This is a genomic window from Clostridium oryzae, assembly GCF_002029235.1.
In the GTDB taxonomy this organism is placed as follows: Bacteria; Bacillota; Clostridia; order Clostridiales; family Clostridiaceae; genus Clostridium_AE; species Clostridium_AE oryzae.
This window is the reverse complement of the sequence record NZ_MZGV01000001.1, coordinates 308,244-331,230: the sequence shown is the minus strand read 5'-3', so window position 1 is coordinate 331,230 and position 22,987 is coordinate 308,244. Positions and strand designations below refer to the sequence as shown.

The 22,987-nt window shown below is 33.5% G+C and carries 18 protein-coding genes; 3 read left to right on the top strand and 15 right to left on the bottom strand.

Annotated features, from left to right (window positions below; translation table 11 throughout):
- Positions 1-436 precede the first annotated feature (436 nt).
- Positions 437-1,243, bottom strand: coding sequence for a nucleoside phosphorylase (locus tag CLORY_RS01375; RefSeq protein ID WP_079421768.1), 807 nt, complete (start codon positions 1,241-1,243; stop codon positions 437-439).
- Positions 1,244-1,459: 216 nt separating this feature from the next.
- On the opposite strand from CLORY_RS01375, the gene CLORY_RS01370 reads away from it, so the two are divergent.
- Positions 1,460-2,266 carry an MBL fold metallo-hydrolase gene (locus CLORY_RS01370; RefSeq protein ID WP_079421767.1) on the top strand — a complete coding sequence of 269 codons (807 nt, stop codon included), beginning with the start codon at positions 1,460-1,462 and terminating at the stop codon, positions 2,264-2,266.
- A 142-nt stretch (positions 2,267-2,408) separates the two neighbouring features.
- Here the strand turns inward: CLORY_RS01370 and CLORY_RS01365 are convergent, their stop codons facing one another.
- Entirely contained in the window at positions 2,409-4,175 is a 1,767-nt protein-coding gene (locus tag CLORY_RS01365) for an ABC transporter ATP-binding protein (RefSeq protein ID WP_079421766.1), read from the bottom strand.
- Positions 4,172-5,902 carry an ABC transporter ATP-binding protein gene (locus CLORY_RS01360; RefSeq protein ID WP_079421765.1) on the bottom strand — a complete coding sequence of 577 codons (1,731 nt, stop codon included), beginning with the start codon at positions 5,900-5,902 and terminating at the stop codon, positions 4,172-4,174. The genes CLORY_RS01365 and CLORY_RS01360 overlap by 4 nt, the downstream gene beginning before the upstream one ends.
- Before the next feature lie 112 nt (positions 5,903-6,014).
- On the opposite strand from CLORY_RS01360, the gene CLORY_RS01355 reads away from it, so the two are divergent.
- The gene (locus CLORY_RS01355; RefSeq protein WP_079421764.1) at positions 6,015-6,836 is read left to right on the top strand and encodes a MerR family transcriptional regulator; all 822 of its coding nucleotides are present in this window, start codon (positions 6,015-6,017) and stop codon (positions 6,834-6,836) included.
- 125 nt (positions 6,837-6,961) lie between these two features.
- On the opposite strand, the gene CLORY_RS01350 is transcribed toward CLORY_RS01355, so the two are convergent.
- The 10 genes from CLORY_RS01350 to CLORY_RS01310 form a co-directional block, all read right to left on the bottom strand.
- Positions 6,962-9,775 carry a beta-galactosidase gene (locus tag CLORY_RS01350; RefSeq protein WP_079421763.1) on the bottom strand — a complete coding sequence of 938 codons (2,814 nt, stop codon included), beginning with the start codon at positions 9,773-9,775 and terminating at the stop codon, positions 6,962-6,964.
- A 113-nt stretch (positions 9,776-9,888) separates the two neighbouring features.
- Positions 9,889-11,451 carry an ABC transporter substrate-binding protein gene (locus CLORY_RS01345; RefSeq protein WP_079421762.1) on the bottom strand — a complete coding sequence of 521 codons (1,563 nt, stop codon included), beginning with the start codon at positions 11,449-11,451 and terminating at the stop codon, positions 9,889-9,891.
- A 123-nt stretch (positions 11,452-11,574) separates the two neighbouring features.
- A complete protein-coding gene (locus tag CLORY_RS01340) occupies positions 11,575-12,483 on the bottom strand; it encodes a carbohydrate ABC transporter permease (RefSeq protein WP_079421761.1) in 909 nt (302 codons plus the stop codon).
- 11 nt (positions 12,484-12,494) lie between these two features.
- A complete protein-coding gene (locus CLORY_RS01335) occupies positions 12,495-13,466 on the bottom strand; it encodes an ABC transporter permease (protein ID WP_079421760.1) in 972 nt (323 codons plus the stop codon).
- 63 nt (positions 13,467-13,529) lie between these two features.
- Positions 13,530-14,558, bottom strand: a complete 1,029-nt coding sequence (locus tag CLORY_RS01330; protein ID WP_079421759.1) for a LacI family DNA-binding transcriptional regulator — start codon at positions 14,556-14,558, stop codon at positions 13,530-13,532.
- A 497-nt stretch (positions 14,559-15,055) separates the two neighbouring features.
- Positions 15,056-15,607, bottom strand: a complete 552-nt coding sequence (locus CLORY_RS01325) for a TetR/AcrR family transcriptional regulator (protein ID WP_079421758.1) — start codon at positions 15,605-15,607, stop codon at positions 15,056-15,058.
- The gene (locus CLORY_RS01320; protein ID WP_079421757.1) at positions 15,604-16,800 is read right to left on the bottom strand and encodes an MFS transporter; all 1,197 of its coding nucleotides are present in this window, start codon (positions 16,798-16,800) and stop codon (positions 15,604-15,606) included. Before CLORY_RS01320 ends, CLORY_RS01325 begins: the two co-directional genes overlap by 4 nt.
- A 483-nt stretch (positions 16,801-17,283) precedes the next feature.
- Positions 17,284-17,625, bottom strand: a complete 342-nt coding sequence (locus CLORY_RS23635) for a glycoside hydrolase family 88 protein (RefSeq protein WP_242954293.1) — start codon at positions 17,623-17,625, stop codon at positions 17,284-17,286.
- Positions 17,582-18,151, bottom strand: a complete 570-nt coding sequence (locus CLORY_RS01315; RefSeq protein WP_242954292.1) for a glycoside hydrolase family 88 protein — start codon at positions 18,149-18,151, stop codon at positions 17,582-17,584. Before CLORY_RS01315 ends, CLORY_RS23635 begins: the two co-directional genes overlap by 44 nt.
- Positions 18,152-18,293: 142 nt before the next feature.
- Complete coding sequence (locus CLORY_RS01310) at positions 18,294-19,049, bottom strand: helix-turn-helix transcriptional regulator (protein WP_079421756.1); 756 nt, start codon at positions 19,047-19,049, stop codon at positions 18,294-18,296.
- A gap of 120 nt (positions 19,050-19,169) precedes the next feature.
- Between CLORY_RS01310 and CLORY_RS01305 the strand changes: the two genes are divergently transcribed.
- Complete coding sequence (locus CLORY_RS01305) at positions 19,170-21,086, top strand: right-handed parallel beta-helix repeat-containing protein (RefSeq protein WP_079421755.1); 1,917 nt, start codon at positions 19,170-19,172, stop codon at positions 21,084-21,086.
- A gap of 497 nt (positions 21,087-21,583) precedes the next feature.
- Here the strand turns inward: CLORY_RS01305 and dltD are convergent, their stop codons facing one another.
- Positions 21,584-22,750, bottom strand: a complete 1,167-nt coding sequence (dltD, locus tag CLORY_RS01300; RefSeq protein WP_169911489.1) for a D-alanyl-lipoteichoic acid biosynthesis protein DltD — start codon at positions 22,748-22,750, stop codon at positions 21,584-21,586.
- Positions 22,751-22,754: 4 nt separating this feature from the next.
- The gene (gene dltC / locus CLORY_RS01295; RefSeq protein WP_079421753.1) at positions 22,755-22,985 is read right to left on the bottom strand and encodes a D-alanine--poly(phosphoribitol) ligase subunit 2; all 231 of its coding nucleotides are present in this window, start codon (positions 22,983-22,985) and stop codon (positions 22,755-22,757) included.
- Between the last annotated feature and the right edge of the window lie 2 nt (positions 22,986-22,987).

The window sequence follows — 22,987 nt, the reverse complement described above, 5'->3', positions numbered from 1 at the left end:
AAAATGGTTACACCCTATGTCGGCTAGTTCCGCTCATTAAGCAATTTCACCGCATCTTTTAGTCAAATTCCCTAATGACTCATAACTCGGCTGCGCCTCAAACAATTCGCCATCTTAACGGAAATTTGCCTAAAAGACACGGATAATTGCTAAACTCGCTCCAAATGCCTTCGTCGGATGTAACCATTTTTAATGCCCTAACTCTTAATTTTTACATAATACTTTTATTTTATTAATTCCATTACCTTCTTATCTTAATTCACTAACTTCAAAATATATTACCATCTCTTTTTAACTTCTTCGTAAACATGCTGTACCGTTTTTTCATTTATTAACCACCTTTTCTCCTATTTAGTGGTGTATCTTGATATTAATTAAAAGTTATCCTCAATTGGCAAAAAGTATAAATCCGTAAAGAGTAAAAAATATTACTTAACTATAATCCTAAACATGCTTCAGCAGCATACCAAAACAGCTTTTCCCTTATCTCCTTTCGGCTGACATCTCTTCTCGAATTCCACTCTTCGCAGCTTACATCATCACCACCATATAGCAGCTGTGCAAAAATAACTTTTCTGAATTCAGAAACAGCAAAAAATGCTGAAGCCTCCATTTCAACCGATAAGCAGCCTTCTTCCTTTCTCAGCTTAACTTTTTCAGGTGTTTCCCTATATATTGCATCTGTAGTCCATGTCTTTCCAATAATATAATTACATTTATGTTTTTCTAATACCCTTTTAATGGCTTGGACACCTTCTGTGCTAGCTTCTACTTCTCTTCCCGGTTTAATATAATGATATGAGGTTCCCTCATCTCTTATTGCAGAATCAGGTACAATAATATGTCCTACAGCCATTTCCTTATTTAGTACACCAGCTGACCCGCATGCAATAAACTTATTGCAGCCTAATGCAATAACTTCTTCTAACAATGCAGCAGCCAGCGGCGCCCCTACTCCTGGATGGAAAACAACCATCTTTTTATCTAAATACTCAACCTCATACAGAGGATGAGCACCCATTTCTGTTTTAAGGTTTATTATCAGTTTTACCTTTCCATCATTTTTCAGCTTATCAATAACTTCACTAAAGAAGCACACGACAGCATGCTCTGGTATCTCTATTCTTGCTGTTTCCTTACTTGGTTCGATTACTGCAGGTACAGTATTGTCAAACTCTAAAATCGGTACTTCTTTCCTTTCTATTTTGCTTAAATAACTACCCTTTGAATTAAATTGGTCCATTTCCATACCCTCCTCTTATAAGAACTATTTTGATCTGATGCCAAATAACTAATTACCTAAATACTATTCTCTTTTATATTGTTATATACAATTTTGTATATTATACATAACATTGTATATTGTGTCAACAAATAGAAACTGATGAGTATGCCATCGTAATAATCAGTAATATATGATATAATAAACAAAAATTGATATACTAACGAGGTAATGATAATGGACACACAATTGATCATGCTTGGTACAGGCTATGCCATGGCTACGAAATGTTATAATACTTGTTTTACAATAAAAAACAATGACGACTACTTCTTAATTGATGCCGGCGGCGGAAATGGAATTATGCTTCAGCTCGATAAAGCTGGGATTGCATTTACAAACATTCATAATATGTTTATTACACATGGGCATACTGACCACATACTAGGTGCTATTTGGGTAATAAGAAAAATAGCATCACTAATGTCACAAGAATCCTACGACGGCAACTTCAATATTTACTGTCATAACGAACTCTCAAAGATGCTTTCTACATTTTGTGAAATGACTTTAGCTGGTAAGCTTTTACGCTTTATAGGAGATCGTATAATAATACATGAGGTATTAGATGGAACTAATATAGAGATAAATAATATGAACGTGGATTTTTTTGATATCTATTCTACCAAAGCAAAGCAGTTTGGCTTTGCTGCAATTTTACCTAATGGACAAAAATTAGCTTGTCTTGGAGATGAGCCTTATAATGAAAGATGTAAAAAATACATTGTAAACAGTGATTGGATGCTGTGCGAAGCATTTTGCCTCTACAGTCAAAGGGACATCTTTAAACCTTATGAAAAGCACCACAGCACCGTATTAGATGCTGGTAAACTAGCCGCATCTTTGAAAATCAAAAATCTAGTGTTGTATCACACTGAAGACAAAAATTTAAATTCAAGAAAAATATCATATACTGCAGAAGCTGAAAAGGTATTTGATGGGAATGTTTTTGTTCCAGATGATTTGGAAGTTATAAATTTTTAGGAAATTAATATTAATCAAACTCTATAGTAAGCATTAATATTATGGCAGCATGCAAAGTTTTATTTAGCAAACTTTACATGCTCCACAATCTTATTTATGCCTTGGCTGCAGTATTAAATTAATAGCAGTTTAACCAAAATATTTATAATCCCGTATCTAAATCAGCGAATTGTGCATTATATAGCTGTTCATAATATCCTTTTTTCGCTAATAATTCTTCGTGAGTTCCTTTCTCCACAATATTTCCACTTTCCATTACCAGAATTAAATCTGCGTTTTTAATTGTTGACAATCTATGTGCAATTACAAAAGACGTTCTGCCTTTCATAATGTTTTTCATAGCATCTTGGAGTTTCTGTTCCAACCTGGTATCAACCGAACTGGTAGCTTCATCTAAAATAAGAATAGGCGGATCGCAGAGAACAGATCTTGCTATCGTTAAAAGCTGTTTTTCTCCCTGAGAAATATTGCTTGCCTCTTCATTAAGTATCATGTTATAACCATTAGGAAGTGTAGTAATAAAGTGATGAACATTTGCCACCTTAGCTGCACGAATTATTTCTTCTTCACTAGCATCTTCTTTTCCATAGGCAATGTTTTCCTTAATAGTTCCATTAAAAAGCCAAGTATCCTGAAGAACCATCCCAAATTTTGCTCTGAGATCATCGCGTTTCATATGGCGAATATCTACACCATCTATTTTTATACAACCATCAGTAACATCATAAAATCTCATCAATAAATTAATTAATGTAGTTTTTCCTACACCAGTTGGTCCTACTATTGCAACCATTTGTCCACTTTTTACTTGAAAATTTAAATCATGGATTAAGCTTTTGTCCTTTGTGTAAGAGAATTTCACATTTTCAAAAGATACATTTCCGTTAATCATCTTATGTTTTTCCATCAATTCAGGTTCTTCTGACTCTTCTTCTTCATTTAAAAATTCAAATACTCTATGTATTGCCGCTACTGACGATTGGATTGCCCCAGCCAGCTGTGTAATTTGGGACATAGGCTGATTTACCTGCCAGATATAACGTATAAAAGCTTGTAACTGTCCTACAGTAATTGTACCTGCTATTGCGTAAAATGCACCCATAATGGCCACACTTCCAATTCCAATATACGTCACAAAAGCAACTAGAGGATTCATTAAACCGCTTATAAATTGAGCTCTAAAACCACTTTCGCATAATTCTTTATTGGCTTTATTAAATTCATTTATTGCATCTTCCTGTTTTCCAAACAATTTAATTTCATTAAATCCAGTAAATTTCTCTTGCACAATACCGTTTAAGTTTCCTAATGCATCCTGCTGCTTTTGAAACAGAGGCTGTGATTTCCTTGTAATAACTTTAGCTATGATGATTGAAGCTCCTATGATTACCAAAGAAGATATAGCCATCAAGCTCTGAATCTTAAACATCATAAACACTGCAAGGCTCAATCCTAAAACAGCATTTAAAATCTGAGCAAAGCTTTGCTGCAGCGCATTTGAAATAGTATCCACGTCATTTGACGCACGACTTAAAGTATCTCCAAGAGAATTTTTATCAAAATATGCAATCGGAAGTCTTGTAATTTTTCTCTCAACTTCATTTCTTAAATCTACCATAGCACCTTGTATAGCATCGGTCAGTAAGAATTGATAAGCACAATTACTTAAGGCTCCTATTGAATATACACAAACTAAAGTCAGTATGATTTGATAGATTTTTGTAAAATTAACTCGACGTCTTGCTGAGATATCAGAGAATAATTGTGTAGTAACCATACCTTCCAAAGTTGGGCTTAATGCTACCAAGCAGGCAGATACAATAATTAAAAGTACTGCAAAGATAATTCTGATTTTATATTTATTTAAATATGGAATTAAACGCTTAATACCATTATCTTTCCTTTTCATCGTTCTAGTTCCTCCTTTGACATCTGACTAGCTGCTATCTCATAGTAAATTTCACAGTTTTTTAAGAGCTCATCATGAGTTCCAATGCCAACTATTTTCCCTTCATTCAATACAATAATTTTAGTAGCGTCCATAATTGAGGATACTCTCTGGGCTACAATCAACGTAATCGCATCGCCAATCTCACTTTTTAGACTCTTTCTTAATTTGGCATCTGTTTTAAAATCTAATGCAGAAAATGAATCATCAAAAATATATATATCAGGTTTTCTTATGAGGGCCCTTGCAATACTTAGCCTCTGCTTCTGACCCCCAGACAAGTTTCTTCCTCCCTCTTCTAGCCTTTCCTCAAATTGATTGCTCTTACCCGTTATGAAATCATAAGCCTGAGCAATTTTAGTACTATCTTCTATTTCAGATTGTATAGCATCATGTTTTCCATATCGTACATTTTCATTTATGCTTCCTGAAAACAGCGTAGCTTTCTGTGGAATGAATCCAATTTTTCTACGCAAGGCTGCTAATTCATACTTTCTAACATCTATTCCATCTATTTTTACGCTGCCTTTAGTGACATCATACAATCTAGGAATTAAGTTAATCAATGTACTTTTACCACTGCCCGTACTTCCAATAAAAGCAACCACTTCACCTTTTTGAGTCCTAAAACTTATGTCATATAGAACAGGAACTTGGCCTTCAGGATACTTGAATGTTACATGATTAAATTCCAGGGTTCCGCTTTCATCGCCATGAGTCACTGCATTTTCTGAATTTTTAATACTTGGTTCTTCATCTAAAAGTTCCTCAATACGTCTTGCACTGATTTCTGCACGTGGATACATGACAAATACTATGGAAAACAACATGATAGAAAACATTGCATGAAACATATATTCTTGGAATGCAACTAATTTTCCAACCTGCAACGTTCCTCCATCTATCATTTTGCTAGACAAGATAAATACGAATATAACTGCAATATTTAATAGCATAAAAAATGCTGGCTGTGTGACAGACATAAGCTTAAATAACTTTTTTGCATTATGTGCATATCCTTCATTTGCTTTAGAAAATCTGCTCATCTCATATCGATCTTTTCGAAATGCACGGATTACTCTAACCCCAGTTAAATTTTCTCTTAAAATTTGATTTAGCCTGTCCATCCCCTTCTGCTGCTTAGTACTGATTGGATCACTGGTTCTAGCAATCACATATACTCCAAAGCAAATAATCGGAATGCATCCTCCGATTACCATCGATAAAGTCAGACTTGTTCTTATTACCATAAACATGCTGATTAAAATCATTACAGGTGTTAATAGTGCTGTTCTAAATATTACATTTATAAATTGCATTAAAATAAAAGCATCATTAGTAGTTCTTGTTATCATGCTGGATACACCAAATTTATTATACTCAGTATGAGTAAATTCCTGAGCTTTTTTGAAAATGTCGTTTCTTATATCTCTTGTAATTGATGTACTAACCTTTGCACTACAGTATGCTAATAAGATATTTCCAATACCGCCGATAATGGCCACTGTCAAAATAAGAATGCCTAACTTATAAATATAGTTTCTATCATTCAACACAATGCCTCTATCAATCATCTTAGCGACAATTGTAGGAATTCCAAGTTCCGCCGTTGCAAATCCAAACACACCTAAGATATTTAAAAACACATATAGCTTATACTTTTGTAAATGCTGCAAAATTAACCTCATATTCAACCTCTCTCTTGTAAGTATTTTCTTTTATAACTAACACTTGATTTTATTGTCAATACGTACTATCATAAACTATAATGTTACCTTATAGTCAAGAGGAGATAATAAAATGCATGAGAAGTTCTTTACTACCGGAGAATTCGCTAAAATGTGCAATGTTGAAAAACATGTTTTGTTTCACTATGATAACATTGGGCTTTTCAAGCCTGCAATAATAAATAAAAATGGTTACCGTTATTATTCATATGATCAATATTTTACATTTTGTGTAATATTAAATCTAAAAAGCCTTGGAATGTCTTTAAAGGATATAAAAATATACCTTGAGCATCGAAATTCTTCCATATTCTTAAAGCTATTGGAAGAGAAAAGTACACAGGTAGCCGAAGAAATAAAGCGGTTTCAAGATATACAAAAAACTATTGATACGATGAAACTCCTAACCACGGAAGCAATGAATAGCAGCAATAATATATACTTAAAATCACTTCCAGCAGAGATTATTCTGCGATCAGATAATATAGAAGATTCATCCAATAAAAATTTTGCTAATTTTATGCAGGAATACACTAGGTTCTGTAATAATCTAGGAATTACCATTCAAGAATCAGTAGGCAGCATTATTTCTGTAAATAGCCTGCGAAAAAAAAATTTCACAGGCTTTTCATACTTATATATAAAATCAGATTCCTTTCTTGAAGGCAAAACTGTAATCCGTAAGCCTGGCATCTATCTATGTGCATACTTTAAAGGAAACTACGATGACATATCTCACATGTATACTAAAATGTTAAATTATGCTAATGAAAATAACATAGTATTAGGAGACTATTCTTTTGAAGAATACCTAATTTCAGATATCGCTGAAAAAGAACAGGATAATTATGTTACAAAGCTTATGATAGAAACATTAGATACTAAAAAAAGATAGTGGCATCCAGCGACTAATCCCGTTCGTTAAGAAATTACTTCATGTCGCCTACTGCCACTATCTTTCTTTTCTCGAATCTTACCATCTACACTAGACATTGAAATAGAATTAACTCGTTTGTAGTCCTACTCCAAAATCCACTCTGTTTTCATCGACTTAAATTCAATTTCACTTATTACTGCTTCTCTGCCTGCCGCTAGTGCCTCTACCATAACATAAATATCATTACTCTCTTTTAACCAGCATTGTGGTAAATATAGAGAATCTGGGTTTCCTCCTTTTAATATCGGCATGACTTCTTTATCATTGTTCAGCCATAGTCTTCCTATCATTTTTCCATTTAAAAACACAGTTGCCTTTCCATTTTGACCTTTACATCTAAATTCATAGCTATAATTTTTCTGTAATATATTCTTCTCTGCCCCAAGCCATGCTGCCTCTCCTGGCTTTAAAATTAGTGGAAGCTGAATAGTATTGGCACCTTTAATCACAGATACTGCATTTTCCCAAAGCTTTCTTTCCTCCGCACCTGAAAGAATCCAGCTTAATGGTTTTACTCCTTCAAAAATTCTAATATTGATATCTTTAGATTCCTCAATAAACCTTGCTTCATAATATATCACAACATCATGATAAGCTGTACAATCCAAATAATCATCCAGAACTACGGAAAAATCATATTTGTTTAATTCCTTTACAAATTTTCCATCAACATAAACCTTGGCAATAGAATTTAAATTATCCATAAATAGAACACAAGAGTTAGTTTCCGGACTAGCTTTTATAGTCTTTTTATAATAACCTGCTTGAGGTTGTTCTGGATTATTAAAACCTGCAAATGCCAGTATCGGTCTTAACTTATCTTCAGCCTTATCCTCATTTATACAATAACTGCAGTGAATTCCTTTATAGTATCGCCAGCCAGTACTTATGTTTTTTATATTAGTTACAACAGTAATTCCTGATAATCCCTTTAAACTATGAATACTCATAGCTGGAAGTCTCGAATCAGAAAAGTTTGAATGTCCCCATATTTCACTGCGCACTATTATATTAAGTTCTTTATCCTGCACCTCTTCATCTTCCTTTATAAAAACACAGGTCCCGCCAGATAGTTTTGTGCCAAGAAATTTATCATTTACATATAAAGATAGAATGTCTGCTGCATTGTGAAGAACATATCCTAAAACCTTCTGCGTTCCATAAAGAAGGGCTTTTGAATTATAAAAGCCATACCCTCTGTATAATCCATTACTCTCCATAAAATCCGCTTTACCATCTAGTAAAATCTTATCTGCATCAAATTTCCTATTAAAATTCTCTATATTTTTTTTCTTTAAATTTACTGGTGAAATCTTAAAACTTTCACATTCCTTCAAAAAATCTTTTTTACCGACAATTACGTCTCCGTTCTCTTTTACTTCTATAATACAAGCCGCTTCCGTCCTAGGTAAAAAACGTATTATTAATTTACTTCCATTCGGAAAGTCAACATTACATTTTCCTCTTTCTTTTGCATTAAAGATTATTACTTTTTCTTCTCCATTTTTCTCCAGTACTGCCCCTTCACACTTTATATAAGAACTGCTAAGTTTAAAGGCAATTTCGCCTTCCTCTTCAGCGTTTAATATCATAACAGTAGTGGTACCAAATTTCATTACCCTGGAAAATTCAGCAGTGCTGTAAACGATTGTCCCTTGAAGCCCCCATATACTAAGCGGAACATTTACAGAAATTAATCTGCACTCGCCTTCATTAATATTAAAAATGGTTTTTTGCGGTATTACTTGCTTATCATCATAAGTTATTACTGCACTTCCATCTTTCGTATCTACATTAGCAATCCCAACTACAAATCCATCATTTTTAAGTCTTAATACAGAAGCACCAAAGTTACCTAAGGCAACGTCAGAAGATATCTTAAAGTTATGATTTGAAACCGCTTCTGCTTCTGCTAAAACCTCTCCGAAAGAACTAATGAAGTCGTTCATTAGCCTAGCTTCAAAAAACTCTTCAGTAAGTTCTCCATATGGGCCTATCATGGAACCAAAACCATAGTGATGAGTCATATAGCCTAAAGGCTGTCCCCAATTGTTTACAGACGTAGTGTACCCAAAATCAAACCCACCTACTTGATTATATGGTCCTAAAAATTTTGCACCACTGCATAGCTCTCTCTTTAACAAAGAATGACATCTATGAGTTTCTGTAACTAGCAGTGGAAATTGAAGCTCCTTGAGACTTTCATAATAATTTTTTACCTTACCTTCGAAGCTTCCATCATGAATATCTGGATAAAAATTCAATGTTGGTATTACACCTTCTACCGTACCGCCTGCGTTAGCTACCTCTCCCTGTCCGGCACATACGGTTATAGGAACTGTTATTCCATAATTTTTAGCCATATCCCTCAATTTTTCAATATATCCCTGTACATCTTCACAATTATAAAAATCTAATTCATTTTCCACCTGAACAGCTATAATAGTTCCTTTTTTTCCTAGCTGATATTCTGAAAGAATTGGAATTATTCTGCGAAACCACTCATCTACATATTTTAAGTAAACCTCATTATTATCTCTAAGCTTAATACTTTTTTTAGACAATAAGTAACCTGGCAGTCCCCCGCAGTCCCATTCGGAACATATATAAGGTCCAGGCCTTGCTATTATCAAAAGTTTTTCTTCAGCCGCCATTTTAAGATATTCTGCTACATCTTTTTCTTCAGAAAATTCCCACTTTCCTTCTGAGGTTTCATGGTAATTCCATGGGAAATATACATCTATGCAATTATAGCCAGCTGTTTTAACTTTTCTTAATCTATCTCTCCACATTCCTTTTGGAATTCTGAAATAAAATAAAGAGCTGCACATTATTATCTCTGATTTTCCACGAATATATATACCATTTTTATTCATACTAACTAAATTCTTTTCCATAATGTACTCCTATTAAAATATTTTCTTCTAAAAATCATTCTTCATAATCTGAAAGTTTAATAAAAGGTGCCGAGTAGCACTCTACACCTTCTATTAAACTGTAACTTTTTAGCTTATTTACCTTCAACAAGCTTTTTGTAAGCATTTAACTGTTTCTGTGCTTCTGCCACAATCTTATCAATACCTGCTCCTTTTAATTTAGCACGGAAATCAGAAACTGCTTTAACAGGATCTCCAGCTTTACCAAAGCTTATTGCTGGCAGATATTTACTAATAACATCAGAGCATGCTGAAAGTTCTGAATCTACATTAGTTTTATCGAATACGAATCTTCCATATGGGTAAGGTTTCTTTATTTTGTCATATTCAGCATATAACTTTTTGTAATCTGGATATGTGGTTGCACTTTGAATTTCTAATTTATCATTACGTCCTCCCCAGAAGCCAGAACTATAGCTGTCTTTAGCATCGTTATAACCATCAGGTAAAGCTCTCTTACCATCTTTAAGAACGTATTGAACTCCCTCTAAACCATAGTTCACATAATCATACATTTTTTTATCGTTTCTAATAAGATCATAAATCATTAAGGCTCTTTCAGGATTCTTTGAACTAGCCCCCACGCTAGTAGCACCATGAGTAATACTTATGCTGACCAGATTGTTACTTTCAGCAGAGAATGGGAAAAACTTTAAATCCGAACTAGGCTGATTTTGCTTCATTTGGTACCAATCACCTAAATAAGTCTGTGTATGATGCTGAATGGTACCGTTCTTTCCTGCTTTAGCTTGTGTAAGGCTGTCTCCTTTATAATTCAATACATCTTGACGCCAGTATCCTGCATCTCCCCATTGCTTCATAGTCTTAGCATAATCGATTAGGGTTTCTTCATTGAAAGGATTTACAACAGTATAAGGGTCATCTGCTGACTTTGCATTTAACAATGCTTGCAAATTACATGTAGCTGGAATACCATCTATAGGAATTTCCATAGTCTTAGAATTTACCCATCCTCCAAACTGAGAATATCCGCCGCCTGCTATATCCCATGGAATTACTCCTTTTTTGTGATCTTTTATTCCTTGAAGGTATTTTCCAAAGGTAGTCCAATCTTTTATCGGCGTTGTAATTCCAAATTCCTTAGCCCAATCTCCGCGGTACATAAATCCGTGATTTGTCCATTGAGTGTACTGATCCTCTGGAATAGCTATTATTTTACCATTATATTTGCACTGCTCCCAATCCTCCTTAGGAATTGAAGCATAAGTCTTAGGTGCATATTTAGGCAAAAGATCATCTAAGTTCATAAATGCACCTTTTTGAGCATTTGGCCACATATCTAACCAGTCTGAAGCGGTTATAATCAAATCTAGAGATTGACCTGATGCCAAAAGTAAATTGTATTTTGTAGACCAATCAGCCCACTCAACCCAATCGATTTTTAAATTAGCGTTTAATTTTTTCTTTAAATATGCATTCCATTTCTTCTCTACCTTTTCATTTTGTCCATTTGTTGGCTTGTTTCCAAGCATAACATAGTTAACGGTAACGAATTTTGACGTGTCAATTTTACCCTTAGAATCACTTCCTCCATTAGTTGCAGCTTTACAAGCAGAAAGACTTGCTGTCATAATCACAGTCAAAACTACAGTTAGAATTTTTTTTCTTCTCAACATTTGAATCCCCCCTGATTTTTGTAGTAGATTTATATAATGAAGCGTTTTATGACTTTACTGATTGCCATAGATATCAATAAAACGTTTCAATGATATACAAGTTTTTACCTCTAATATCTAAAATCAGCCCTTTACAGCTCCTATAGTTATTCCTGCTATAAAATACTTTTGAACAAAAGGATAGAATAGTATCACAGGACCTACAGCAACAACTGCAGTAGCCATTTTCATTGTTTCATTAGGTATATCTTGTGCCGGCACATTAGAGCTAGCAGCTGAGTTTCTTATAAAATCAGCTTGAGTTACAACATTATACAAAAATAATTGAAGAGGTCTATAGGTTACATTTGCAGAAAGAAACAGCATTGAATTATACCATTCGTTCCAATACCCGAGTGCTAAAAATAGTCCTATAGTAGCAAGAGCTGGCGTAGCCATAGGAAGAATTATTCTTAAAAATATAGTAAAATCTCCCGCTCCATCAATCTTTGCCGATTCAGTAATAGAATGCGGTATAGATTTTAAGAAATTTTTCATAAGTATAATAAGCCATGGGGACATTAATCCTGGCAGCAATATAGCTAAGTAATTGTTTTGTAAGTGCATATATTTTGAGATCAATAAATAAAAAGGAACCAAACCTCCAGAAAACAACGTAGTAAAGAATATATAAAAGGATATCTTATTTCTATAAGGGAAATCCGGACGCTGTAATGCATATCCTGTCATAGCTATAATGGTTAATCCAATAGCCGTACCAATAACAGTGATGCAAATTGTAACAACATAATCGCCAATAATCAGCTTAGGATTTTCAAAAATTAATTTATATGCAAAGATACTGAATTGTTTTGGCCATAAGGTATAGCCATATTCTGTGATAGCTTTTTCACTGCTGAAGGAAGAGGACACCATAAGTATAAAGGGTACTAGACATAATAAAGAAAATATAGTGATAAATATATAACTGAAAATCTGTATAATTCTTGATGATTTATCTACAATTCTCGAATTAGTCTTTTTAAATTCCATTTTATTACCTCCTAAAATATTGAGTAGTCAGGCTCTATCTTTTTCACAATCCAGTTTGCTGTCATTACAATAATGAAACCAAAAACTGATTGATACAGGCTTACTGCACTTCCTAATGAAAAATTAAAGTTATTCATTAACGATCTGAATACAAAAGTTTCTATAATATCTGTCCTATCGAATAACACAGTATTGCTTGAACCTACTAAATTGTAGAATAAGCCGAAATTTCCTTTCAATATTCCTCCTAGTGAGAACAACATCAAGATTACAAATGTAGGTTTTAGGCAAGGTAATAAAATATGTCTTATACGCTGAAAAGCGTTAGCACCATCTATTTCTGCAGCCTCCATTATCTCTGAATCTATTCCCATAATGGCCGCAAAGTAAACTATGGAGCCATAGCCTGTACCCTGCCATAAGAAAACTGCAATGATTATAATTGGCCAGATCCACGGAGTCTGATATGCTTTTATAGGTACCTGATGAAACGTTTTCAGAATGTGGTTTAAAACACCACTATCGTAATTTAAAAAGTTATAGGCAAAGAGTCCTACAATTACTGCTGATATAAAATAGGGAAGGAACATTATTGTCTGACTGATCTTCTTAAACCATTTAGACCTAATTTCATTTAAAAGGATTGCAACAAAAATTTGAATAAGGTTCCCTAATATTATAAATGCTAGGTTGTACAACACTGTATTTCTGGTTAATTTCCATATCTCCCCTGACATAAACAGGAATCTGAAATTATCTAGACCACAAAAGGCACTCTTAAAAATACCCTGTGCATAATTGTATTTAATAAAAGCTAAGTATAACCCTGGCATTGGAATATAGGAAAATATAAAGAAAAATATTATTGCTGGAACACACATTAGAATAAGTGTCTTACTCTTTTTAATCTGTTTAAATGTTGAAACTTTAGCCGGTTTAATTTGTAAGTCATTAAAAGCTATATCGCTTTCTAATTTTTTCATTTTATACCTCCTGATTGTACTCGTTTTCTATATTCTAAAAATATATTTAAATAAATCCACTGCCTATATAGATAAACATGAATCTCTAACTACAAGTTTTGTATCGATAACTTTTGTTGTATCGCCACCTTTCTTACTAGTTATGTCTAAGACGGTATTTATTATTTCTTTACCTAATTCCTTATAATTTTGATTTACCGTAGTGAGCTTTGGATGAGCAATCTCAGAAATGTAACTATCATCAAAACCAGTTATAGACATATCTTTAGGAATATCAAGTCCAGCCTCATTCGCAGCCCTTATAGCTCCGATTGCAACAAAATCATTTATAGCAATTAAAGCTGTTGGTTTCTCCCTTTTCTTTAAAAGCTTTTTCATAGATTCAATTCCACTTTCAATAGAATAATCTCCATATATCATCCATTCTTTATTTAACTGTAAGTTATTCTTTCTAAAAGCTTCTTCTAGAGCTCTATATTTTATATATGAGGAGGTTACATTTTCTCTGCCTCCAATCAGACCTATTTTGCTATGTCCAATTGAAACAAGGTATTCTACTAGCTGTATCATCCCATGTTCCTCATCAGTAGCAATTTTGTGACATTTAACTCCTGTCATCTTTCCATTAACAATTAGTATAGGTGTACTTTTTAAGATTTTGTTCATCTCTTCAGCATATTCAGTTCTAGTCCTTACGTCATTGACTCTCCCTCCCATAATAATTATTACATCAACTTGCTTTTCCGATAATGTCTTAAGATGAATTGACTCATTATCATTGTTATTCATTGAATCGCATAGCATCATAGTATAACCAGCTTCTAATGCACACTTTTCTGCTTCTAAGAATACAGTAGAGAAAAAAGGATTTGTAATATCTGGTAATATAAATCCCAGCGTTTTGGATTCCTTTTTTGAAAGACTTCTAGCTAAAGCATTAGGTTTGAAATCATACTTGTCTATTAAAGCCTTTACTCTTAATCTTTTTTCATCGCTTACAGCAGCATTTCCTGTAAGAATTCTGGATACCGTAGCCGGAGAAACATTAGCTTCCTTAGCAATATCGTATACTGTGACGTTGCTTTTTTCCATTGTTATACCTCCAAATTAAATAATAATTCGTTGCTCTAATATGTACATTAAATGAGCTAAAATTCTATACTGATGCTAATAAATAGGTTCGAGCCAAGGACATTTTAAAACAGAATATATTTAAACTTTCCCTTGTATATGGTATTTGAAACGGGTTTCTGAAACCCATTTCAAATACCATATCTTTATATTACTACCTTATTTTTACATTGTCAATAAATCATTTTAATATCTTATAAAAATAAATATAAGTATTTTTTACATTTTTATACATAGTGCTTACATCAGCTTAAACCAATGGGAAATGCCTTTACCACTCATTTTTTAGTCTTAAACAGCGTATCCTGAATTTAAGAAATGCTAGGATATAAATTGTTTTATAAATATAAAAATTCCCCAGACCATAGTCTGAGGGAGTAAATCATAGCCTTATTTTAAATAACTTCGAATATACTTTTAATAAGGCCAAAATAATGCTATTAAAATAAAATATATAGTTAAATTTTTAATATCCCATTGAATATGATTTTTAGCGCTTCATCTATTGCCTCTCGTGTGTTTAATTTATTTTCAAGCAAGAAATCATAATCGGTAAACATATCACTTATTTTTTCAATCATTTTAGAAAGTACTCCAAAATGCATTTCGGACTTAATGATGCCTTCTTTAACTCCCTGCTCTAATAATTTTTTTGTAGCATTCAGCTTAAATTGCTTAAGTTCTTCTATCTTTGACCATACTTCAGGATAGAATTGCTTTGCTTCCATTAATAAAGAGACTGGCAGTCGATATCGATGACTAGAATATACAATCGCATGAATTTTATACGAAAAATCCTTATTTCCAGCAACAACAGATGTCATACTGTCTTTATCGGTTGCAATAGATACCTCGAAATATTCACGAATGATATCGTCTTTACTATTAAAATATTGATATATTGTTTTTTTACTTATCCTTAATTCTGAAGCTATTTCATCTACAGTGAATTTTTTTAAGCCATACTGAAGAATTAACTTAGCAGCTACATCCAATATTTTCTGTTTCATTGCACATTCTCCTCCTCTTTAACAGGCTCTTGATACTTAGTATCTGATACAATAATCAAAAAGCCTGCAATTCCTATTCCTATTGTAACAAACCAGGTCAACTTCTCTGAAATTCCCCATAGCGCACCCGTCAAAACAGCTCCCGCAAAATTTCCTATGTATTGAAAAGAATTAAAAATACCATTAGCAGTACCACGATAGCTGTCTTCTACAGCCTCATTTACATTTGTCGCCACAAAAGTTGCTATGATAATATAGCCACACATAAACAAAGTAGTACCTATTAATAGAAAGGAATACGATGTCTTATTGAAATATAAAATAAGGCTTAAGGCAGAGATTAGAAAAGCTGCCATTAGTATCTGTTTATTAAAGCCCTTTTGTCTCAATCGAACAGCCAGTTTCATTATAAATATAGCAACCACAATTGCCGGAATAAAAACCTTCCACATTCCTGTTTCACCTGTAACCTTGGTCAAGTAAATTGGTACTGCGTAAAATACAGATACCATCATGTAATTATTTATAAAAGCAGACAAATTCATCACAATAAAGCTTTTGTTGTGAAATATAGTTCGAATATGCTTACTTTCAGGTACATTCTGCCTAATCTCATTTTTGTTTTTGTTATCTTTTATAAAAAACAAAATGTATATTTCATTTAAAAAAAGTAATGCTGCACAAAATAAAAACATCCAATTAACAGGTATGATTTCTCTTAATAATGGTCCTAATGCAAACGCTAAAGCAGCAGCAGCCGAAACAAAAGCACCCAAAATACTCATGGCACGAATTCTTTCCTTTTCTCCAGCTATACTAGCTGCCCAGGAATATCCTACACCTATAATAGCACCGCTTCCCTGCAATGCTCGCGCGAAAATCAACAAACTAATATTCTTTGCAAAATATGCCAAAATAAGTCCTACTACCACTTGAGTGAGTCCAATTAGCATTATGAGCTTATTGCCATATCTATCGCTGAACATTCCAAAAGGAATTTGAAAAACTGCCTGCATAAGTCCAAAAATTCCCACAGCTAAACCTGCATATAAAGAAGTATATCCTATTAATGATCTGCAATATGTAGAAATAAATGGCATAACGATTGTCATAGACATTTGACGAAAAGCAAGAGCGAGACTAAGTATTACTACTGCTGGAATTGCACTCTTTCTTATACAATTTTTTTCCATAACTATACCCCCTGCGCAAAATACTTAGGAAACTATTTTTGTTTTTTTAGTTTCCTAAGTGTAATTTTATTCCACTTTTACTTATTAGTCAAGATACTAAATATCAATAATATTATCATAACTCAATACTAACCACTCCTTGCTATTATAGCTGCACTTAAAACCTGCTAACTACGATGTGTAACCAATTTAAAGGAAAATGGAGCAAGGAAATATTCATAGCGTTCAATAGCTATTTAATAATTTAAAGCTACTTGCATGTTCTTATTTTGCAACCACAACTTTATCAATCATTTTTTTGTAAAATAAGAGTAGAACTTTCTCCTTCTTGTAAAAACATCATATCTTTTTTATTTTTCTAAGTTTAAAAATTCTTCTCAATCTTCCATTGTGTAATCAAAGTATTATTGATAAATTTGTGCATACTATTTCACTTGTTAATTCAATTATCATATCCTAACACAAAATAAATACGCTTGCAATCTATTCTAATTCAATCACATCGGATAGAAAAGCTAATGTCAAGCCTTGCCCCCAGCCTTGTATCCACTCTTTTGTAATAGTACAGTATCCATCTCTGTCTTTCATTACAGCTGTACCTCCTGATACATTCAGAACACGTCCATCTTTGCTTATGTTTTTCAATATACCTTCTAATGCCTTTTGCACATATCTGGTATGAAGGGGATTATCGTTATTAATCATAGCAGCTGCAATTCCACAAGATGCAGATACTTCTTCATAGGAATACTCATAATCTAGTACTGTTCTCCATAAACCATTATCTGTTTGAACTAACTTTAATGCTGCCTTTAACATTATCATAGCCGTGATACCACAAGCTGGTACTAGAGTTCTGTAAATACTTAATGTGGCAGTAATATTGATTTAGCGCATCATTAATCATCTCTTCATCCTTTAATTTAACTCCTACACGAAGCAAGAAAAAGGCCGCCATAAACAATGTATCTGCCCATGCCTGCTCTGGAAAATCTAAATGCTCCAAAACCTTATCACCAAATCTAGCAGCTCTGTTTCTGATATAATCCACCTTACTCATAATAATATCCCAATAATTTTGTTCACTTGTTTCTTCGTATAGAGTTATAAGCATATGTCCCATGGCACAAGTATTAATAGTCCAGTCCGGCAGACCCAGCTCAATATACTCTTCTGTCCACTTTTTAAGCATATCTAAATACTGTTTATTTCCTGTTGCTTTATAGGCTCTAGTTACACCATAATAAGCCACACCACAAGGCCAATCCCATGTTAAATCCATTGTCATTGTTTTTTTAACAATATTGTCAATTACTCTTAGAATTTCTTCTTTGTCATAATTTAATTTCAATATACTTATCCTCTCTTCTCCTCAAACGCTGATTGACAGCTTCGGTTTATTTTACACACCAATCAAGAAAACCTTTTCATTGTGACATTGCATTTGCCTATTTACTTTTATAACTCCATTATAAGCAAAAAAATTCATACACTCAATCTAATATTCGATATTCTTTAGGCGAGTGTCCTGTTATTTTCCTGAAATTACGATGGAAGGTTCTTAAGTTGTTATACCCGCAATTGTCTGCAATTTCATCAATAGACTGATTTGTATTTTTCAGTAAATAACATGCCTGTGAAATCCTATAATTGTTTAAATAATCAGTAAAGCTCATGTTCATCAGTTGAACAAACAGCCTTGATAGATAAGGATAATCGTACTGTAAATGTTTTGCAACGGTTTTTAATGTGCAATCTACAGAGTAATGTTTCTCTACATAAAGCAGGATTTTATAGAGTGCCTTTGTTTGGGATGATTGCTTTATCGGAGCAAAGGATGTATGATTTATAAGATTATCACAAATACCATATATAAAGCTTTTCTGACTGTAGATAGATTTAAGTTTTTTGAGATCAAGTTTCTCTTCAAAATGCAGTACATTGTCACTTGGAATAAAGCCTTTAAACTTCATGAAAAAATCGCCAATCAATTCTGGTGAAAAAAGGATGATTGTAATCTCAGAATAATCAATGGTTCTAAATTCATGCAGTTGATTATTAAAGATAAATGCAAATTCATTTTTCTGCATCAAATATTCTTTTTGATCAATTGATACAGATATCTGTCCATCATTGACAAATATAAGTTCATATGCTCGATGAAAATGAAGTGGAAAATGATAGTTCTTCAATGGAAAAAACCTAAAAAATTCTTTTTCATCAACTCCATGTTTTTCAAAAAACACCATAATATCTTCTCCTAATATAAAAACACAAATATTGTCTTAAAGTATACTACATTTTGAATAGAACTAACAGTCATTATTTCTTATAATAAAAGAAAACGAATTCAAGGGAGGATTAAAACGATGGAATATCATGTAGCAAAAATCGGTTCCGATCAAGGTCAAGGAACTCAGCAATATCCATTTTTAACAATCAATAAAGCTGCTTCTATTGCTGTAGCTGGAGATACGATTATAGTCCATGAAGGAGTATACCGTGAATGGGTAAATCCAAGGTTTAAAGGATTAAGTGATAAGAGAAGGATTATTTACCAAGCTGCAGAAGGAGAAAAAGTAGTTATTAAAGGATCGGAGCACATTCAAGACTGGCAGCATGTAGAGGGAAATGTCTGGAAAGTCATATTGCCGAATACATTTTTCGGCGATTATAATCCATATGAAAAAGAAGTGTTTGGAGATTGGCTTGTCATAAATGATGCTACCAAGCATTTAGGAGATGTTTATCTAAATGGCATGTCGTTTTATGAGGTCAGCAGTTTTGAACAACTAATTAATCCAAACACCAGAACGGAAGTATTGGATAATTGGACACAAAAAATTGTTCCTATCCACAATCAAGAACAGACTAAATATGTTTGGTTTGCAAAAGTAGATGCTGATAATACAACTATTTATGCAAATTTCCAAGGCTCTGACCCAAACAAAGAATATGTTGAAATCAATGTACGTAGATCCTGTTTCTATCCTAAAGAGACAGGTATTGATTATATTACTGTAAGGGGCTTTGAAATGGCCCATGCTGCAACACCATGGGCACCTCCGACAGCAGACCAGCCAGGACTTATGGGTGCAAATTGGAGTAAAGGCTGGATTATTGAAAATAATGTTATTCATGATTCAAAATGCAGTGCAATTAGTATTGGTAAAGAAGGTTCCACAGGAAACAACTATCGCTCTATCCGTAAAGATAAACCTGGATACCAATACCAGCTAGAATCTGTCTTTTCTGCTGAGCGCAATGGCTGGAGCAAGGAAAAGATCGGCTCCCATATTATCCGAAATAATACCATCTATGATTGTGGCCAGAATGGAATTGTTGGTCATTTAGGATGTATTTTTAGTGAAATTCATCACAATCATATTTATAACATTGCTCTAAAGCGTGAATTTTATGGTTATGAAATAGCAGGAATCAAGCTCCACGCAGCCATTGATGTGCAGATACATCATAACCGTATTCATGATTGCTCTTTAGGATTATGGTCTGATTGGCAGACACAAGGAACAAGAATCAGTAAGAACCTATTCTATAACAATAATCGTGATTTATTTGTAGAAATAAGCCACGGACCATATATTATTGACCATAATATCTTGGCTTCTGAACACAGTCTAGATAATGCGTCACAAGGCGGAGCATATATCAATAACCTAATCTGCGGTAAGATGGATCAGTGGAAAGGATTAGACCGTTCTACACAATATCACCTTCCACACAGTACTAAAATCGCAGGTTTTTCATTTGTTTATGGTGGAGATGATCGTTTCTATAATAATATCTTCATTGGAAGAGATGGGGTAAAAGGTGTTGGAACTTCTCATTATAAAAACTATACTACGTCATTAGAAGAATACATCGAAAAAGCAAATAAAAAACATGGCGATCTTGAAGAATTTGTATTAGTAGAACAACCTGTTTACATTAATAACAACGCGTACTTCAATGGAGCAGAACCATTTGAAAGAGAAAATAATAATTTAGTTGATGAAAGTTTTAATCCAAATTTCCGCATTATTGATGGAGGAGAAGAAGTTTATCTTTCCTGTGAACTGCCAGAAAGCTTCGAAAATATCCTAGGAGAAATTCAATCTACAGCTACTTTACCTAGAGTACGCATAGTTGATGCTGAGTTTGAAAACCCAGATGGTAGTGAGGTATTCCTAAATACTGATTTTCTTGATGAACATAGAACTGGAAGGAGTCCTTTAGGACCAATTGGCCTTTTGAAAAAAGGCAAAAACTACATTAAAGTTTGGTAATAACTATTATAAAAAAGATTACATCCTACGTAGGCTAGTTACGTTCATCAAGCAATTACACCACATCTTTTAGACAAATTTCCTAATGGCTCATAACTCCGCTGCGCCTCAAACAATTCGCCATCTTAACGCAAATTTGCCTAAAAGACATGTGTAATTGCTAAATTCACTCCAAATGCCGACTTCGGATGTAATCTTTTTTAGGCCTTGATTCTTAATCTTTAGGGGTATAACATGATTTTAATGAAGAGTTATCCCCAATTGGAAAAAAGCATAAATTCCTAGAAACTGAAAAAGCCTTACGCCCTCATTTAGATGGGTGTAAGGCTTCTTTGAGTCACAGAATAGTATACTTATTTTTTATTTGAAATCAAAACTCTGAATATATATATTTTGGTGCTGTAGACAAATTAGCATCCATAAAATAAAGGTATAAAATTATCATCAATAAATAGAAAACAATCACCCAGCCAATAAATCTGCATGTTGAATTAGATTTAGCTTTCCTTATAAAACTTGTAAAGAGCTTCATCTGCCATCACCCATCCCTTTCCACTTAAATGCAGTGCATCCTCAAAAAAATACTTGTTATATTCCTTGCTTGAAAAATCTGTCATCTCAGCGCCATATTGAGAGGCAACTGCTCTTAATCTCCGGTAATATTTTCCTCTTTTGTAAGCAGGAAATCCTCTGTAATCATACCAATATCCATTAACCGGCAGAGAAACTATCATTACCTTCAGTTTTAGCTGATGACACATGTTCAAAAAGCAGCGTAAATCCTTGTATTCAAGCGATTTGCGATTTCCAAATCCAGCTTTCGGAAGCGGCCTTTTTATGCGTTTTAGCTTAGCCTGCAACTTGGCATAGCCTTTAGGCGTCATATAAAACGGAGTCTTACTATACTTTTTACTGCTAACATTTACCCTCTTTATATACTTTCTCCAATTAATTTTTCTATCTTTGAGATTCTTGTTCTGGTTATGTTTCAGTTCAGCCACCGCTGCTCGCAGAACAACACGTTGATGAGTTCTTTCTGCCAGATACTTTTTATAAAGCTCATATTTAATGTCATCTAGAGTTGAACCTGTTCCATCTAAAAGTACACGGTTATATACCTTAACACGATTTAAAGTTGACTTATCTACCTTAAGCAAAGTATCTACTCTATTTCTGATATACTCTTTTGTTTTCTTTGAAATGTTTCTGTTTTTTAACATTTGTATATAGCTGCTATCTGAAAACCTTAGAGCAAAAGCCTTATTCTTTACACCATGTTTTCTAAACCATGTTGGTGAAACAAACAGTACAACCTTTTTATTTTTAATGCTGTTACTTATAGCTGCAAGTGTAATGGCATGACTTAAACTTTGATAATGTGCAGCACCTATTAACATCGGATTAAAGTAAAAACCCTTAAACATTGACCTAGGATGATAGATAGTCTTAATCCCGTGCTGAAATTCAGAAGAACCAAAAACAACTAAAGTGCCAGGATTAATATTTTCGCTTATCCCATCTGGAGAAGCAAATTTTGTTTGGCTGCTCCAAGTACTGAAAGCATTGTTATTAAACGCTAAAGCTTTTTTATCATATACATGAAGTCCAAAAGCCGTGCCCAAAAACAATACCAACGCAATTATTAACGCAGTTACCTTTCTCACAATATCATCCTCTTGTCTCTAAGATTTCTAAAATTTTAGCAGGTGTGTTCAAATCTTCTCTCTGAAATTCTGATGGTGATAACACAATACCAAATTCATCTTCAATAAGAGCTAGCAATTCAGCAAATCCAAGAGAATCAAGCAAATCTGTTTCAAGTAAATCAATATTCATATTTTCCTTTACGATATCATCCTCACATATTTCTGCTAACATATCTAATAATCTTTCTTTCATTT